This is a genomic window from Acinetobacter sp. S4397-1 (genome assembly GCF_024129285.1).
Classification (GTDB): Bacteria; Pseudomonadota; Gammaproteobacteria; order Pseudomonadales; family Moraxellaceae; genus Acinetobacter; species Acinetobacter lwoffii_C.
The window spans coordinates 89,481-106,833 of the sequence record NZ_JAMXXZ010000004.1 but is presented as its reverse complement, the minus strand read 5'-3'; the positions used below and the strand labels follow the sequence as shown (position 1 = coordinate 106,833).

At 44.3% G+C, this 17,353-nt stretch carries 18 protein-coding genes, 1 tRNA gene, 1 pseudogene and 1 CRISPR repeat array; of the genes and pseudogenes, 5 read left to right on the top strand and 15 right to left on the bottom strand.

Annotated elements, in window-relative coordinates; genetic code table 11:
* Window positions 1–150: 150 nt before the first annotated feature.
* On the top strand, window positions 151–978 hold the full coding sequence (gene map, locus NI467_RS04085; RefSeq protein ID WP_151206440.1) for a type I methionyl aminopeptidase: 828 nt from the start codon (window positions 151–153) through the stop codon (window positions 976–978).
* A gap of 252 nt (window positions 979–1,230) precedes the next feature.
* Entirely contained in the window at window positions 1,231–2,466 is a 1,236-nt protein-coding gene (locus NI467_RS04080; protein WP_151203003.1) for a pyridoxal phosphate-dependent aminotransferase, read from the top strand.
* Between the two features lie 109 nt (window positions 2,467–2,575).
* Here NI467_RS04080 and NI467_RS04075 read toward each other — a convergent pair.
* Window positions 2,576–2,890: pseudogene (locus tag NI467_RS04075) on the bottom strand (winged helix-turn-helix transcriptional regulator); the annotation flags it as partial.
* A 142-nt stretch (window positions 2,891–3,032) separates the two neighbouring features.
* Here NI467_RS04075 and NI467_RS04070 point away from each other — a divergent pair.
* Window positions 3,033–3,464, top strand: coding sequence for a PaaI family thioesterase (locus NI467_RS04070; protein ID WP_174659502.1), 432 nt, complete (start codon window positions 3,033–3,035; stop codon window positions 3,462–3,464).
* 21 nt (window positions 3,465–3,485) lie between these two features.
* On the opposite strand, the gene NI467_RS04065 is transcribed toward NI467_RS04070, so the two are convergent.
* Window positions 3,486–3,926 (bottom strand): hypothetical protein, encoded by a 441-nt coding sequence (locus tag NI467_RS04065; RefSeq protein ID WP_253151095.1) that lies wholly within the window; start codon window positions 3,924–3,926, stop codon window positions 3,486–3,488.
* Between the two features lie 236 nt (window positions 3,927–4,162).
* Here NI467_RS04065 and NI467_RS04060 point away from each other — a divergent pair.
* Window positions 4,163–4,238, top strand: a tRNA-Asn gene (locus tag NI467_RS04060).
* 92 nt (window positions 4,239–4,330) lie between these two features.
* Window positions 4,331–4,659: direct repeats of the CRISPR family, unit length 29 nt; unit sequence TTTTCTAAGCTGCCTATATGGCAGTACAC.
* Between the two features lie 207 nt (window positions 4,660–4,866).
* Here the strand turns inward: NI467_RS04060 and NI467_RS04055 are convergent.
* From NI467_RS04055 to NI467_RS04005, 11 genes are all read right to left on the bottom strand, one after another.
* A complete protein-coding gene (locus NI467_RS04055) occupies window positions 4,867–5,520 on the bottom strand; it encodes a tRNA-(ms[2]io[6]A)-hydroxylase (RefSeq protein WP_253151093.1) in 654 nt (217 codons plus the stop codon).
* 15 nt (window positions 5,521–5,535) lie between these two features.
* A complete protein-coding gene (pdxJ, locus tag NI467_RS04050) occupies window positions 5,536–6,261 on the bottom strand; it encodes a pyridoxine 5'-phosphate synthase (RefSeq protein WP_253151091.1) in 726 nt (241 codons plus the stop codon).
* A gap of 13 nt (window positions 6,262–6,274) precedes the next feature.
* A complete protein-coding gene (locus NI467_RS04045; RefSeq protein WP_253151089.1) occupies window positions 6,275–6,985 on the bottom strand; it encodes a DNA repair protein RecO in 711 nt (236 codons plus the stop codon).
* A gap of 11 nt (window positions 6,986–6,996) precedes the next feature.
* Entirely contained in the window at window positions 6,997–7,191 is a 195-nt protein-coding gene (locus NI467_RS04040) for an NF038104 family lipoprotein (protein WP_151203010.1), read from the bottom strand.
* Window positions 7,192–7,217: 26 nt separating this feature from the next.
* Window positions 7,218–8,246: a GTPase Era gene (era, locus tag NI467_RS04035; RefSeq protein ID WP_151203011.1), complete on the bottom strand. Its 1,029-nt coding sequence runs from the start codon at window positions 8,244–8,246 to the stop codon at window positions 7,218–7,220.
* Entirely contained in the window at window positions 8,246–8,944 is a 699-nt protein-coding gene (rnc, locus tag NI467_RS04030) for a ribonuclease III (RefSeq protein WP_151206448.1), read from the bottom strand. The genes era and rnc overlap by 1 nt, the downstream gene beginning before the upstream one ends.
* Entirely contained in the window at window positions 8,916–9,287 is a 372-nt protein-coding gene (locus NI467_RS04025; protein WP_151203013.1) for a DUF4845 domain-containing protein, read from the bottom strand. The genes rnc and NI467_RS04025 overlap by 29 nt, the downstream gene beginning before the upstream one ends.
* A 24-nt stretch (window positions 9,288–9,311) precedes the next feature.
* Window positions 9,312–10,139, bottom strand: coding sequence for a signal peptidase I (gene lepB / locus NI467_RS04020; RefSeq protein WP_151206450.1), 828 nt, complete (start codon window positions 10,137–10,139; stop codon window positions 9,312–9,314).
* 18 nt (window positions 10,140–10,157) lie between these two features.
* A complete protein-coding gene (gene lepA / locus NI467_RS04015) occupies window positions 10,158–11,975 on the bottom strand; it encodes a translation elongation factor 4 (protein WP_151203015.1) in 1,818 nt (605 codons plus the stop codon).
* Window positions 11,976–12,317: 342 nt separating this feature from the next.
* Entirely contained in the window at window positions 12,318–12,779 is a 462-nt protein-coding gene (locus tag NI467_RS04010) for a thioesterase family protein (protein WP_253151087.1), read from the bottom strand.
* Between the two features lie 128 nt (window positions 12,780–12,907).
* Window positions 12,908–14,293 carry a Do family serine endopeptidase gene (locus tag NI467_RS04005; protein WP_253151085.1) on the bottom strand — a complete coding sequence of 462 codons (1,386 nt, stop codon included), beginning with the start codon at window positions 14,291–14,293 and terminating at the stop codon, window positions 12,908–12,910.
* Between the two features lie 228 nt (window positions 14,294–14,521).
* Between NI467_RS04005 and nadB the strand changes: the two genes are divergently transcribed.
* Entirely contained in the window at window positions 14,522–16,168 is a 1,647-nt protein-coding gene (gene nadB, locus NI467_RS04000) for an L-aspartate oxidase (protein WP_253151083.1), read from the top strand.
* 56 nt (window positions 16,169–16,224) lie between these two features.
* Here the strand turns inward: nadB and NI467_RS03995 are convergent, their stop codons facing one another.
* Both NI467_RS03995 and tmk read right to left on the bottom strand, forming a co-directional pair.
* Window positions 16,225–16,659, bottom strand: coding sequence for a PaaI family thioesterase (locus NI467_RS03995; protein WP_162850564.1), 435 nt, complete (start codon window positions 16,657–16,659; stop codon window positions 16,225–16,227).
* 92 nt (window positions 16,660–16,751) lie between these two features.
* Window positions 16,752–17,351 carry a dTMP kinase gene (tmk, locus tag NI467_RS03990; protein WP_253151081.1) on the bottom strand — a complete coding sequence of 200 codons (600 nt, stop codon included), beginning with the start codon at window positions 17,349–17,351 and terminating at the stop codon, window positions 16,752–16,754.
* Between the last annotated feature and the right edge of the window lie 2 nt (window positions 17,352–17,353).

Below are 17,353 nucleotides of genomic sequence, written 5' to 3'. Positions count from 1 at the left end.
AGGGCACCCAGAGTAATGTGTCGATATATGTGCGGATTTTAATACACCATTCATCTAGCCTCGCAAATATATTCACGAAAAAGCATTTGATAAAATGGGCGGCTATTTATACCATAGCTACACACAAATTTCCAAAAGTTTTTAGAGATCATGAACACGACTTATCAAGCTCCCCCTCGTTTAATCAAATCCGCAGAAGATATCGAGAAGATGCGCGTGGCTGGACGACTGGCAGCAGAAGTTTTGGATATGATCAAACCGCATATCAAACCCGGCGTCACCACCCTGGAACTGGATACGATTTGTCATGACTATATTGTCAATGTACAAGACGCAATTCCGGCCTGTCTGGGCTATGGTGCGGCTCCTGGTCGTCCTGCTTTTCAGCACACCATCTGTACTTCGGTGAACCATGTGGTTTGTCATGGGATTCCTTCGGAAAACAAAACCTTGAAAAAAGGTGACATCCTGAATATTGATGTAACTGTCATCAAGGATGGTTTCCATGGTGATACCAACATGATGTATATCGTCGGTGGCGAAACCTCAATTTTGGCCAACCGTCTCTGCAAAGTGGCACAGGAAGCCATGTACCGGGGTATCGCTGTAGTTAAGCCGGGTGCAACCATCGGTGATATTGGCCATGCGATTCAGCAATATGTTGAATCTGAACGCTTTAGTGTAGTGCGTGAATATTGTGGTCATGGCATCGGCACGACTTTCCACGATGAACCGCAGGTACTTCATTATGGCCAACCGAATACCGGCATGATCCTTGAAGAAGGCATGACTTTTACGATTGAACCGATGGTAAATGCCGGCGTTTGGCAAACCAAACTACTGGGGGATAAGTGGACCGTAGTCACCAAAGACCATAAATTATCAGCACAATATGAACACACTCTTTTAGTAACAAAAGATGGTGTTGAAGTCCTCACCGCTCGTCCCGAAGAAGATTTGTCACGTTTTACCGCATAACTGCAAGTCTTAAACAGAGCAATGGCCACTTTAAAGTGGCCATTTTTATTTTATATTTCATCTATTAATCAAATATTAAACTTATAAATAAAGCACATCGGGCTTTGCCTGAGCATTTTTAACTCAGGATAAACTTTGACAACTCCTCTATTTTTTCATCAAGTTTTTCAAATTCTTTTGCCCTATATTGAGTATTTTGAGCTAAGATAATGTGCTTTTTATTTTTTAATCCCCATAAGAAGGAATACTGCCGTGGACGTACGTCTCTCTGATCGTGTAAATGCCATCAAACCGTCCCCAACCCTTGCTGTGACGAATAAGGCTGCTGAATTAAAAGCTGCCGGTCATAATGTCATTGGTCTGGGCGCAGGTGAGCCAGATTTTGATACACCGCAACACATCAAAGATGCAGCAATTGCAGCGATTAACAACGGTTTCACCAAATACACCGCTGTTGACGGCACGCCAGGTCTTAAAAAAGCAATCATTGCTAAATTAAAACGTGACAATAACCTTGACTATGCAGCGAACCAGATTCTGGTATCTTGTGGCGGTAAACAATCTTTCTTTAACCTGGCGCTTGCCCTGTTAAATAAAGGCGATGAAGTGATTATCCCTGCGCCATTCTGGGTTAGCTATCCAGATATGGTCATCATCGCTGAAGGTGTACCAGTAATTGTGAAATGTGGTGAAGAGCAACGTTTCAAAATTACCCCTGCACAATTAGAAGCGGCCATCACTGAAAAAACCCGTCTGGTGGTATTAAACAGTCCATCTAACCCGACAGGCATGATTTATACCAAAGCTGAGCTTGAAGCTTTGGCTGAGGTATTACGCAAACATCCAGACGTCTTTATTGCCTCGGATGACATGTACGAGCCAATCCGCTGGACTGACGAGTTCTATAACATCGCAACAGTTGCACCAGATCTTTATGAGCGCACCATCGTATTAAACGGTGTGTCTAAAGCCTATGCAATGACTGGCTGGCGTATCGGCTACGCAGCGGGTCCTGCAAAACTTATCGGCGCGATGAAAAAAATCCAGTCTCAATCAACTTCTAACCCGACTTCGATTTCACAAGTTGCGGCAGAAGCTGCATTGAACGGTCCTCAAGATGTACTTGAGCCAATGGTTGAAGCTTTCAAACGTCGTCATGACCTCGTGGTCAATGGCTTGAATGACATCAAGGGTATTTCTTGCTTACCTGCTGATGGTGCTTTCTATGCTTATGCCAACATCAAACCGTTGATTCGTGCCAAAGGCTTGAAATCTTGCACAGAGTTCTCTGCCTGGTTACTGGAAGAAACGGGTGTTGCAGTTGTTCCTGGCGATGCATTCGGCTTGGGTGGCTTCATGCGTATCTCTTATGCAACTGCTGATGAAGTACTGGTCGATGCGCTTGCACGTATTAAGAAAGCGGCTGACTCTATTGAAGGCGTTGATGAAGCGATTGCTTCAATTGAAGCTGAAAAAGCTGCAAAATAATCTAAATTATTAGATTAAAGAGACCCGCGGTCATGATATGAGTGCGGGTTTTTTAATTTTAAACATTTACAGCTGTTAAAGCATCACGATATTTTTCTGGGACTTGAGCATCAGTCCAGTTTACACCCCATTGCATCATGGCTTGCAACATAGGCGCCAAAGCCTTCCCCTTTTCAGTCAGTACATATTCAAAACGCTGCTGCCGGTCAACATAGGCCTGTTTAACTAAAATCCCTTCATTCACCAGACGCAACAGACGATCAGATAACACATGACGGGTCAGGCCCAGATTCTGCTGAAACTGTTCAAAGCGGGTCATGCCTAAAAAGGCATTACGAATAATTAACAAGGTCCAGCGATCACCAAAAATTGCCAGACTTTTAGCAATCGGACAGTTTTGCTCAGTTGCTTCAGTCCATTTCATAAATGTAAGTCCGCGGAGAATTATTTTACTGACTCTACTTTAAACAATTGACTCCTCTCGACACAAGTTCTACTTTAGAACTTGAAAATTTGTAAATAACAATCTAATCATATTGATAAAACAGTGACGCAAAGGAATAACCATGAATCCTAAAGAAATGACCGGACTACAACTTCTGCAAGCCATGGCCGCCGGCCATATTCCTCCTGCCAGTATCAGCCAGACGATCCCCATGAAACCAACCGTAATTGAAAGTGGACAGGTCACCTTTGAAGTACAGGCTGATCAACGTCATTTAAACCCTTTAGGTGGTGTACACGGTGGCTTTGCTGCAACCGTACTCGATACCGTAACAGGTTGTGCTGTTCACAGCGCTTTAGAAGCAGGCATTGGATATGGCACCATTGATCTGAATATTAAAATGTGCCGCCCTGTTCCACAAAACCAACCGCTGACTGCTATTGGCAAGCTGATTAATATGAGTAAAAATCTTGCGATTTCAGAAGGAGAAATTGTGGATGAAGATGGCAAACTTTATGCACACGCAACAGCCACATGTATGATTCTTCGTTAAATATTTACAGTACATTATGCTTTAAAGCGCCCCCAGTCTATCTGCAAGTTTCACAGATTTCGGTCGGGTTAAAGCACGATATTCAAAATAATGTTTCGAGATATGCGCCAGACTCAACTCCTGAGTTTGGCCAGTCGATGCCTGCCAAACTTTAGATTGATTCGATCCAGTCAAAAAATTACCTGAAATTGCATAAATATATAAATCTTTTTTTGAGACTTCAGGAACATGCAGGAATATTTCAAAACTGAACTGCGGTTCTTTTTTAGCCAACCATTTTTCTGAAAACCACAGTTGCAAGAGATCCCCGAGATATAACTGTTGATTCGCTAAGGGCCATAAACAGATTTCAGCACCTGTAACAGGAGTAAAATATTGGCTCGAATCTTGAATAATATCGAGATAATGCTCTTGATAGAAAGACCACTGCGCGAAAATTTGGGGGATTGTGAGCGTATTCATTCGCTTTCTCCAGTTTAGCCATTTTTGTGCTGGCAAGTCGGTTTAAATCCACACTGTTTGACCATTTGATCAAACGACTTTATGGATTCAATCTAGCAACTGGATATTCTCCTGACAAGTATTTTTCAATATTTTTATGCAATTGTTTAAATTAAAATCAGATAAATATGATTTGTCATAAATATGAAAGTTTTTGCTTGACCCTTGTCAAAATGTCTCTATAATCGCATGCAGATTCTCCCATAGCTCAGTCGGTAGAGCGACGGACTGTTAATCCGCAGGTCCCTGGTTCGAGCCCAGGTGGGAGAGCCAAATTCAAGAAAGCCCGCAGCATTAAAGCGGGCTTTTTTATTTTCTATTTTATGCCCTCCCTTCTTTTAGCGACCTTAAAATCATCAACTCGCTTTGCTAAGCTGCCTATATGGCAGTACACTTGGTCACAAGGATGTAAAAGAAGTAACCAGTTTTCTAAGCTGCCTATATGGCAGTACACTGAGAAACAAAGAATTGAACTGGTGCAAGAATTTTCTAAGCTGCCTATATGGCAGTACACCGTGATGCTCTGAGTCATTACACGATTAGCGGTTTCTAAGCTGCCTATATGGCAGTACACTTTAGCGTCTGCATCTCGCTGTACTTGTTTTTTTTCTAAGCTGCCTATATGGCAGTACACTATAAGAATCTGCACCTGATTTTATGTGTTGTTTTCTAAGCTGCCTATATGGCAGTACACACAACCAAAATACCTAAAACCAGATAAAAAACATAGTATTATCTTAAATATACCCCAATAGCCCTCTTATTCCTATCTATCTATAAGTTTCTGATTTTTATATTTAATTATAGAATAAAAATATTTTGGGTTAAATAAAGCCTCTATTTAATCAACTTCAGCCCAAAGAAAAAGCGGGAACTTTGTCCCGCTTGCATCATGTCAAACTTATGCTGCCTGTACGGGCACACCACTATGAAAACGAAAAAGCTTATCTGGACTTAAAATCAGATTCTTCTCTACTTCCCGGATATGCTCAATACGGCTCCGGATATTCTCTTCTGGATTTTTCCATTTTGCGGTTTTTGCCACATCCATCGCCAGTGCCAGATAATCCTCATAATGGCGGGATTCGGATTTCAGCAGATAACGATAATAACGGCCCAGCTCTTCATCGACCAAAGGTGCAAGTGCATAGAAACGCTCACAAGAACGGGCCTCCACAAAGGCACCAATGATCAATACATCAATCAGGGCTTCTGGCTCATAGGTCCGAATTTCTTTACGTAGGCCACCTGCATAACGCCCCGCACTAAGACCAATCCATTGCTGACCACGTTTGCTCATAAATTCCAGCACTTGCTCATAGTGCAGCATCTCTTCACGGACCAGCTGTGCCAGTTTCACCTGCAAATCTACAAAGAAACTGTAACGAAACATCAGATTCATCGCCGTACTGGCGGCTTTTTTCTCACAGTTGGCATGATCCTGCATCAGAATATCCAGATTATTCAGTGCTTCATTGAGCCAGGCTTGCGGCGTTTCACAACCCAGGAAGCCAATCACGGGCTTCATGAGTTCATCATAATTTATATTTGACATAACGATCTTTTAATCTTAGCGGGCAGCTTTAATTACGGCTTTCATTTCTTGCACTGCCTGCGCCAAACCAACAAAGACAGCATCTGCAATCAGGGAGTGACCGATATTCAGTTCATGAATCTGTGGAATGGCAGCAATCGGAGTGACATTATCCAGATTCAAGCCATGGCCAGCATTGACCACTAGACCTTTAGAAACTGCGTATTCAGCGCCTTGAATAATACGCTCAAGCTCAGCCTGCTGGGCTGCTGGTGTTTCTGCATCGGCATAGGCACCGGTATGAATCTCAATTGTTGGCGCACCACATGCCACTGCGGCATCGATCTGTGCCAGATCGGCATCAATAAACAGTGAAACATCACAACCAATCGCTGTTAATTCCTGAGTCGCCTTTTTCACATCTTCAAAATGACCAACCACATCCAGCCCACCTTCGGTAGTGACTTCCTGGCGTTTTTCCGGCACAAAACAAACATGCTGTGGCTGAATTTCCTTGGCAAAAGCCACCATTTCATCCGTCACCGCTATTTCCAGGTTCATCCGGGTTTTGAGTACGGGACGCATACGACGTACATCATCATCCTGAATATGGCGGCGGTCTTCACGCAAATGCAAAGTAATGCCCTCCGCACCTGCCTGCTCGCAGATCAATGCAGCATTGACTGGGTCTGGGTAGGTCGTACCACGTGCTTGTCTTAATGTTGCGACATGGTCAATATTGACACCAAGTAATGCAGCCATAATATCTTCCTAACTACGATTGAGATTGAGAGTTTTGAATCCACAATTGTCGACTTTTCAAGGGGCGATCGCCAAGCAAGGCAGTAATCACCTGTCGATAAAGCTTCGTCAGTAATTGTAACTGTTCTGGGCTAAAATCCCTACCACTTTCATAGTGCAGCATGGTTAAAATCTGCTGGCCCGACAAATTTGAGCGAGATGGCTTGGCGGTAGGCATAAAGCCATCATTTAACTGAAAATAATAATGCTGCGAGGGATTGATAGGCACCTGATTGGCATCGACTGAAAAGTCCAAAGCGTAGCCCAACTCTTCAAGCAGCACATGCTCGAACTGGCGCAGGATTTGCTTTAAATAACTATGAGGATCAGTCTGGACAGAAAGCTGCTGCAAAGCCACTAGCGTTTCGCCATATTTGGCATAAGTCTGTGGCATTTCCACTTCCAGGGGACACAGCCGCAGCAGAATTTCATTTAGATAAAAACCGGAAAAGAAGGCATCACCAAAAAAGAAAATAGGCTGATTAACAATTTCAAGCTTGATAAAGTTTTTCAGTTCGGATTTTCCTGAAGCCTGCAAACTGATCGGCTGATATTGAGGGGGTGGAGTTTGTCGAAGTATGCCATCCATCCGGCCATATTCCTGCGTAAACAGGTACACAATATGGCTACGTTCGCGGTATTTACGATGATGAATCAAATAGCCATGCAGCACTTCATTACGCATAGACTGCTGGCTTAATCACGATCTTTTTTAGATTGTTGTTCATCTTCGTCGTCCCCGTCCGGGATGACGGCACCAACGACGGCCGCAGTACCTTTGACCACCCCTTTTGTGGTTTTATAGGCCACTTTTACAGGTACAGTCACGACTTTGTGAATACAGCCCTGCAAGAACAAGACACATACCATAAGGGCTAAAACTTTCATCATGCACTCTACCTGTAAAATTTCAGTGATTAAATATCGCTATAACCAAGGCTCTTCAATGCACGCTCATCGTCAGACCAGCCGCCTTTGACTTTCACCCAAAGCGTCAGCATGATTTTTTGCTCGAACATTTTTTCCATATCCACCCGTGCATCCATACCGATTTTTTTCAGTTTAGATCCTTTTTCACCAATTACGATGGCTTTTTGTCCCGGACGGTCAACAAAAATTGTGGCATCGATATAGGTACAGGCAGGCTTCATACGCCCTGTTTTTTCATTCAGTACCGGCTCTTCGATTTTAAAAGATTCAATCTGAACCGTCAGGTCATATGGCAGTTCTTCACCGAGCTGGCGCATGATTTTTTCACGGATAATTTCAGAAGCCAGGAAACGTTCTGAACGGTCTGTTAGTTGATCTAGCGAATAAAGCGGTGGCTGAAATGGCAGGTATTTGGCAATCGTGTCACGTAAATGCTCCAGATTGGCACCACGCAGTGCAGATACTGGTACGATTTCCGCAAAGTTCATCAACTTGGCACGTTCCTGAATCAGCGGTAAGGCCTGATTCTTGTTTTCAAACGTATCCAGCTTGTTGATGACCAGAATTACCGGCATCTCGGCATTCTTTAATTTTTCCAGCACAAGCTCATCGTTCTGGGTCCATTTCTGTGCATCGACCACAAACAGCACCAGGTTCACATCACGTAAGGCCGAATGTGCAGCACGGTTCATCATTTTATTGATGGCACGGACTTCTTTCTTGTGCATCCCTGGCGTATCCACAAAGACCGCCTGAGATTTTTCACGTGAATCAATTCCCACAATTTTATGACGTGTGGTTTGTGGCTTACGTGAAGTAATGGAAAGTTTCTGACCGAGCAAATGGTTCATCAGGGTAGATTTACCCACGTTTGGCCGGCCAACAATCGCAACAAAACCGCTACGATAATCCGAAGGAATCTCAGTACCTTCTGCACTAAAGAATTGACTAATCAAGTCATTGCTGTCGCTTTGCGACTCGTGATCAGCATCGATGTGATCGGAATGAGTAGTCATTAAGACTTATGCTCCAAAAGTTTTAAAATATCTGCCGCTACAGCCTGTTCGGCAAATCGGCGGCTTGAACCTTCCCCGGTCATTACTGACATCCCCTGAACCTGACATTCCACCTTGAAATGTTGATTCGGGGCATCACCCTGAATATCGACCACCTCGTAAACCGGGAGAGGTTTTTTACGAGCTTGTAAATATTCCTGCAAGCGTGATTTCGGGTCTTTTAACTGGTCGGTGGGCTCAATATTGTCCAAATATGGTTCATACCATTTTAGCACAACCGCTTCCAGGATATTCAGATCGCCACAATCAACATAGATGGCACCAATAATCGCCTCGACCGTATCTGCAAGTATAGACTCGCGATGATGACCGCCAGATTTCAATTCACCCGTACTGAGAATTAAATTCTGGCTAAGTTTTAAATCATTGGCGATTCTACCCAGCGCTTCCTGACGCACCAAGGTCGCACGCATACGCGTGAGGCGCCCTTCATTTTCGTGCGGATAAGCTGTGAACAGATAGTTCGCAATGATCATTCCTAAAAGTGAATCGCCTAGAAATTCTAGGCGCTCATAGTTATGTTTATGACTGACTGAACGATGAGTCAGGGCCAGCTTAAGTAAATCAGCCTGTTTAAACTGATAACCAATTCGTCTGGTCAGACGTTCATCATTTAGTTTTGACTGTGCTTTGATCAAACTCTTTCTCAAACTTCATCACTAAATCGATATTCATTACAAAATTTTTGCGAATTTCATAATTCTTGTGTACCTGCAAGCCATCCGTATTGGTGACTCGGGCAATGTCATCAAACTTCAGATCACGAATATTATTCATCTGTAAGCGCTGATCCATCTGTTGACTGAATTGTGATGGTGCCATGTTGGCGGGAGCAGTCTTAAGCAGCTCCTCAACCTGGTTATCAACCATACGGTCATCGAAATACGGCCCCCACACTGCAATTGCCACTTTTGCAAGAAATGCAAAGCCTACAATTGCAACCAAAATTCCAATATAAGAAGCACCCTGTTGATGTTTCATTTTTTATTTTCCTGACTGAAACAATTAATCAATCATTCCGTTTCGATTAAACGATGGCATTTTAAAGCCAGGCTCTTTATGCATCCAGATATAGAATGCTCGACCTGTTAAGTTCTCTTCCGGAACAAATCCCCAAAAACGGCTATCAGCACTCTGATCGCGGTTGTCCCCCATCGCGAAATAGTGCCCTTCTGGTACTTTGATTTCCCAATATAATCCATTTTCAGTGGAATACTTGCCATTGTCCACATAGTTAATAAATGGTGCCTGACGTGCAACATTCACGTTTTCAAGTTCACGCATGGTGAACGTATGCTCGCCAATGGTTTCTTTATGATACATCGAATTTGGTGTATCCATACGGTCTTTTTCACGGCTAAATTCTACCGGAACTTTTTCGACTTTTTGACCATTAATAATAAGCTGACCATGATCATAAACAATATGATCGCCGGGTAAACCAATGATACGCTTGATATAGCTAATCGTTGGCTGTGGCGGATAGCGGAATACCGCCACATCACCGCGTTCCGGATGGCCGGTATCAATAATTTTGGTGTTTACAATCGGCAGTTTTACCCCATAGTCAAATTTATTGACCAAAATAAAGTCACCCGTTTCCAGGGTCGGCACCATTGAATCTGATGGAATATTGAAAGGCTCATACAAAAACGAACGTAAGATCAGGACCACTGTCAGCACTGGCCAGAAGTCATAAGCCCATGTGATGATAAAATTTTCATTGCCCTTGCCCCGGGTCTGCCGCTGCTTCAGTACAAACTTATCCAGCAACCAGATTGCGACAAAGATTAAGGTCGCAGGAACAAGAATCAAATTAAAATCAAAATCCATGGGCTTTATCCTTATTATTTAGCGTTCGACTTTCAATACAGCTAAGAACGCTTCTTGCGGGATTTCAACACTACCCACCTGTTTCATACGTTTCTTACCTTCTTTTTGTTTCGAAAGCAGTTTCTTCTTACGCGAGACGTCACCACCATAACATTTTGCCAATACGTTTTTACGCATCGCTTTTACAGTTGAACGAGCAATAATTTGTGCGCCAATGGCCGCCTGAATCGCCACATCGAACATCTGACGCGGAATCAGGTCTTTCATTTTTTCAACCAGGGCAATACCACGATGACGGGCATCCTGACGGTGACAAATCATGGCCAGCGCATCAACTTTTTCACCATTGATCAGGACATCCACCTTCACCAGTGAGGAGCTTTCAAAACGCACAAAGTTATAATCCAGCGAAGCAAAGCCGCGTGAACACGACTTCAATTTATCAAAGAAATCCATGACCACTTCAGCCATCGGGATTTCAAAGGTAATAGAGACCTGATTACTCATGAACTTCATGTCTTTTTGTACGCCACGGCGCTCTACACACAAAGTCATTACGTTCCCTAGATACTCTTGAGGCACCAGAATATGACACTCAGCAATCGGCTCACGCAGGTCTTCAACGGTTGTACCATCCGGCATTTTTGAAGGACTGTCGATATAGAGGATTTCACCGTTTTTCATCACCGCTTCATAAATGACCGTCGGTGCAGATGAAATCAGGTCCAGATCGTATTCACGCTCTAAACGTTCCTGTACGATCTCCATGTGCAGCATGCCCAAGAAACCACAGCGGAAACCAAAACCAAGTGCATCTGAACTTTCCGGTTCAAAAAACAGTGCCGAGTCATTGATCTGTAGTTTCTGCAAGGCTTCACGGAATGGTTCAAAGTCACTGGCATCAATCGGGAAAAGCCCCGCATAGACCTGTGGTTTCACCTTTTTAAATCCGGGTAATATTTCAACTTCTGGTGTGGTCGCCAAGGTAATCGTATCCCCGACTGGTGCACCAAAAATGTCTTTAATCCCTGCAATGACGAAGCCAACTTCACCCGCTTCCAAAATGTCAGTTTCAGTATGTTTTGGATTAAAGATACCTACCGACGTAATGATGTGCGTTTGCCCTGTTGATTTCATCAACATCTTGTCGCCTTTACGCACACGACCCTGCTTGATCCGAACCAGAGAGACAACGCCCAGATAGTTATCAAACCATGAGTCAACAATCAGCGCCTGAAGGGGTGCCTCGCGATCACCTGTTGGAGGTGGAATCACATTGACCAGAGTTTCCAGAACGCCTTCAATGCCCAGACCCGTTTTCGCTGAACAGGTTGGAGCTTCTGTCGCCTCAATGCCAATAATATCTTCAATTTCCTGAATCACACGTTCAGGTTCAGCCTGCGGCAAGTCAATCTTGTTAAGGACTGGCAGTACTTCCAGACCTTGCTCAATCGCAGTATAGCAGTTGGCTACAGACTGGGCTTCTACTCCCTGTGCGGCATCCACCACCAGAAGTGCCCCTTCACATGCTGCCAGAGAGCGTGAAACTTCATAAGAAAAGTCCACGTGTCCCGGAGTGTCAATAAAGTTCAGCTGATATTCCTGACCATTTGGATGCGTATAGTATAGCGTCACGGAGGTGGCTTTAATGGTAATCCCACGTTCGCGCTCTAGCTCCATTGAATCAAGAACTTGGGCCTGCATCTCACGATCCTGCAAACCACCACAAGTTTGAATAAAACGATCTGCAAGAGTCGATTTACCGTGGTCGATATGCGCAATAATCGAGAAATTACGAATATTTTTAATATCAACAGATTTTTTAGCTTGCGCCATGGGCTACCTTGAGAAAAAACGTGTCATGCAATTAAAAAAGATACTGCACAACAAAAACCGAATAGAAATTGCCGAGGATTATAGCAGAATGATGATACAGAAAAAGGATTATCTTTTCCTGCTTTTAAGTCGCCACTCCGCCCTGCTGATTGTTTACTGTGGCAACTCAAGCATATGTTTTTGCTGTTCAGATCACTTGTGCTTGAATGAGCCAGTAACCCAGATCATTTTTCTTGATAAAAACCCTGCTTTCAGGTCGTAGCAAGCCACTTAAAATATCTCGGATCTTTATGATTCAGTCCGCTCGGCAGAATAACAAAACCTATCTGGTTTAAAAGCGAATCAGGCAGTTTCTATGCAATAAGATTGAGAAAAATCAAGCGGATTTAGCTCAGCGGAAATAGGCTGATAAGCCTGGGTAAAGCTTGGTGACATACGTTTGGGACGTCCTGTCTCGATTTCTATACAGGCCCATTGTGTACTTCCTGTAAATAGCAGAGCCTGATCCTGAGGACGGTAAAATGCATATTGTCTGAATAAATACAAGGCATTTAAATCATTCAGCCAGGTCCGTAAAATAATCTTGTCACCCTCAAAGGCAGCCTTCCGGTATTGCACCTGATGTTGCACAGCGACCATGGCATGTTTAAGTTGTAGGTATTCTTTGAGTCCCAGCCCCAAATGCTCGATGTGTGCTGAGGCTACATCCTGCATCCATTGCACATAAACCACATTATTAACATGCCCCAAAGCGTCAATATGCTCGTTTTTTACCTCTAAGACCTGATCAAAAATACCTGACACTTTTTATTTGTCCTTTCATTCAACTGTTCTGGCTTGCCTCAGTCTACAGAAATTTTCACTGGGGTAAATTGCAAAATATAAAAAACCGTCTTCACTTAAAGACGGTTTTTAAATAGAACTTCTTAACTTCAGGAAATACGCATTCCCACTATTGCACGCTGTCCCTGACGGATTAAGGTCACCCGTGCAACTGTGCCTTTTTTCAACTCTGAAACAGCTTCAATAAAGCCATTGGTATCCTGTATCGGTGCATTATTGACCTGGGTAATGACATCATTCGGCATGATCCGGGCTTGAGCTGCAATTCCGCCCGGGCGTATATCCTGAATCACCACCCCTCCTTTAATTTCCAGCCCAGTCAGTTCCGCCGGGGTCAGATTCCGGATGGTCACCCCCAAGATCGGGCCTTTGGAAGGCCGAGCCGGGGTAGCCGTTTTGGCTGGTGTATTGTCTGGAGCGGTGACTAAAGTTGCCGCAATTTGACGGCGTTTATCATCACGCAACACTTCCAGTTGAACGCGTTGTTTCGGGGCAGTACGGTTCAGGTAATTCAGCAACTCGCTGGTTCTTGAAATAGAGGTTCCATTATATTTTAGAATCACGTCTCCAGGGCGTAGTCCGGCCTGAGCTGCCGGAGAGTTTGGCTCAACCCGGGTCACCAGCGAACCTTCCGGTTTAGACAGCTTATAAGATTCCGCCAGAGTACGGTCAATGTCCTGCAAACTGACTCCCAGATAGGAACGGGTCACTTTTCCGTTTCGTTTTAACTGCTCTGCAACCTCCATGGCCACATCGATCGGGATTGAAAAAGACAGTCCCATATAACCACCTGTACCACTAAAGATCCGTGAGTTGACCCCCACCACTTCACCGCGCTGGTTAAATAATGGCCCCCCGGAGTTCCCCGGGTTTAAGGCTACATCGGTCTGAATAAACGGAACTGCCGTTTCTCCCATCATGTTTCGCATTTTGGCACTGACAATCCCGGCAGAGGCTGAATAATCAAAGCCAAAAGGAGAACCAATCGCCAGCACTGGCTCCCCTACCCGTAAACGGTCTACATCGCCCGTGCTTAATTGGGGGAAATTAGCACCCTGTACTTTAAGTAGGGCAACATCTGTCCGCTCATCACTTCCGACAACCGTGGCATCAATTTCACGGCGATCATTTAAAGTAATAGTCACTTTGGACGCATCTTCAACTACGTGATGATTGGTCAGTAAATAGCCATCCTTACTGATAAAGAAGGCACTTCCATAGCCGGTTTTTTCCTGTGGCATCCGTGGCTGTGGAATAATCACCTGATTGCCAAAAAAGCGCCGTAAAATTTCAGGCACTTGTTGCTGCAGGAGCTCTTCTTCGCTCATTTTCTTGACAACATTGACACTCACCACAGCCGGGCTGACCTTCTCGACCAGATTTGAAAAGTCTACAGGGTTAGCAGCCTGTAGCTGGGCAGCACTCAGAGTGACAGTAGCTGCAAATAATCCTTTTTTTAAGTCCAGAATTTTCATATAAATTATTCACTCAAATTGTTGATAAATTTATGTAAATAGGTTTTATCATAAACATCATTGGTTTTAAGTAACAATATGTTCGCATGTCAGAATACTGCTATCTTGGTTTTTCTACTGCATTAAGTTAAGGCTTTTATTAGTTTTTTGATCAATAAATCTGTATTTAAAAGCTTGCCTTTTATGCAAAAAAGCGCTGTCATTACCAGACTTCTTTTAAATTAGCTGATGGACATGTCTAATTTACATCTCACCCATCATTTTGACGTGATTATTGTAGGCAGTGGCGGCGCCGGCTTAAGTTTAGCACTATCGTTGCCAGAACATTTTAATATTGCAGTATTGGCAAAATCCAGTCTTACGGATGCCAGTACCTTCTATGCTCAGGGCGGCGTAGCTGCCGTACTGGATGAAACTGATTCAATTCAACAGCATATTGATGACACCATGATTGCAGGAGTCCATTTGTGTGAAATGGACGCGGTTAAACATACCGTCGAAGGCGGCAAGCCTTCTGTCGATTTCCTGCTCAAGCATGGGGTGCAATTCACACTGGATGAACAGGAGCAGCTGCATTTGACCCGTGAAGGCGGCCACTCCCAACGCCGTATCATTCATGCAGCGGATGCCACTGGACGCGCAATTTCCACCACATTGGTACAGCGCGCTCAGGAAAAAGACAATATTACGATTTTTGAAAACTATATTGCCATTGATCTGATCTGCTCACAGAAACTTGGTCTTGCAGATCAGGCCAACCGTGCGCTCGGCTTATATGCACTGGATGAAAAAACGGAAAAAGTACATACCTTTTTAGCACCTTTTACTGCCCTCGCCTGTGGCGGTGCGATGAAGGCTTATCTTTATACCTCAAATCCGGATATTGCAACCGGTGATGGGATTGCCATGGCTTACCGGGCAGGCTGCCGTGTGGCCAATATGGAATTTAACCAGTTCCACCCCACCTGTTTATATCATCCCCAGGCACGCTCCTTATTAATTACTGAAGCCATGCGTGGTGAAGGCGCCTATTTACGTTTACCGGACGGTGAGCGTTTTATGCTGCGCTTTGACGAGCGGGCTGAACTGGCGCCCCGAGATATTGTGGCGCGTGCGATTGACTATGAAATTAAACGTCTCGGGATTCGTCATGTCTGGCTCGACATTACTCATAAAGATGCAGATTTTGTCAAAACTCACTTTCCGACACTGTATACACGCCTGCTCGAACTTGGCATTGATATTACCAAGGATATGATCCCGGTTGTTCCAGCTGCGCACTATACCTGCGGGGGCGTTGTGGTCGATGAAAACAGCCAAACAGATATTCAGGGACTGTATGCAATTGGAGAAACCTCTTATACCGGCTTACACGGTGCTAACCGAATGGCCAGTAACTCACTTTTAGAATGCTTTGTATATGGCATCAGTGCTGCCCGACATATTGAAACGCATTTTGAGGGATCTTATCAGTCTCCTTCGGTGCCCGCTTGGGATGATTCACAGGTCACCAACCCGGATGAAGATGTGGTCATTTTGCAGAACTGGGATGAATTACGTCAAACCATGTGGAACTATGTCGGTATTGTCCGTACGACCAAACGTCTGCAACGTGCGCTACACCGCATTGAGATGCTTAAAAAAGAAATCGCAGAATATTATCAGGACTATCAGGTCAGCAAAAACCTGATTGAACTGCGTAATCTGGTTCTGGTTTCAGAAATGATTGTACGTTGTGCCATTGAGCGTAAAGAATCGCGGGGCTTGCACTTTACTCTGGATTATCCGCAGCTTTTACCAGAGCTACGCAAGACGGTGCTGATTCCACCGAGCTTTAAAGTAGAGCAGGTGCTGGTCAATACCGTAGAAGCTTAAAGAGGATTTAAGCTTGTATAAAAAACCGGAAACAAGTTCCGGTTTTTTATAGCTGATTATGCTTGCACTGCAGAAGCCGGCTGGGGCGGCACAGAATAGGTTCCGGTTACATGCGCGACCGGCTGTTCCTGATCAACTGAATAGATCCAGACCTCGCCCACGATCAGTACCCGGCCGACTTTCATTAATTTACATTCTGCCCGCAAGTTCACGCCACCCGAAGGTTTACGTAAAAAATTAATATTCATATTGGTAGTGACCGCTAAACCGACTAGACCGATCTCTCCCAAGATTGCAACATATAAGGCAAAATCCGCCAGCGTCATCATTGTGGGTCCAGAAACGGTTCCCCCTGGACGTAATTCCTGCTCGCCAACCCGATACAGCATCGTGGCACCGCAAGGAACAACGGCTTCAATCTCACATTTTTCCAGACTCTGAGGAAACTCCTGCTCCAAAAACTGAATAATTTCTTCTCGTGTACTTTTCATCATATTTAATCTTCCTGATTTCCTACACTATAGAAGATTTTGCTGGTAAAAATCGAGGGAAAAACCAGATCAAAAGTATAATTGAAAATTACTTATTTCAGATACTGAAAGGCCTGCTCAAATACCTGATCAGGCAGCAAAGTAGCATCAAGACGTTTGATCCGTTCAGGATAACGCTGCCATAAGGTCGCATAACCTGTTCTGACTTTTTCAAAGAAAGTAATTTTTTCTTGTTCAAAGCGGTCCAGTGCACCGCGCTCGCGGGCACGCGTCATTCCCAGTTCAATCGGAGCATCCAGCCAGAACGTCAGATCAGGCATGTGTGCTACAAAGCTTTTATTCAGCAAATTCAGCTTATCTTCACTCACGCCACGTCCCGCACACTGATAGGCAAAACTGGCATCAGTAAAACGATCACATAGAACGGTTTTACCGGCGGACAAGGCAGGCAGAATGACCTGTGCCAAATGCTGGGCACGTGCAGCATACATCAGTAATAATTCGGTATCATGACACATGGCCTCATCATGATTAACACTGAGCAATAAAGCCCGGATTTGCTCTGCCATGGGCGTACCCCCCGGCTCACGGGTCAGAATGACTTCTTTGCCTTGTGCCATCAGATCAGCATAAATTCGATGAATGAGCGTCGTTTTGCCTACCCCTTCTGTGCCTTCAAAGCTAATAAACATAC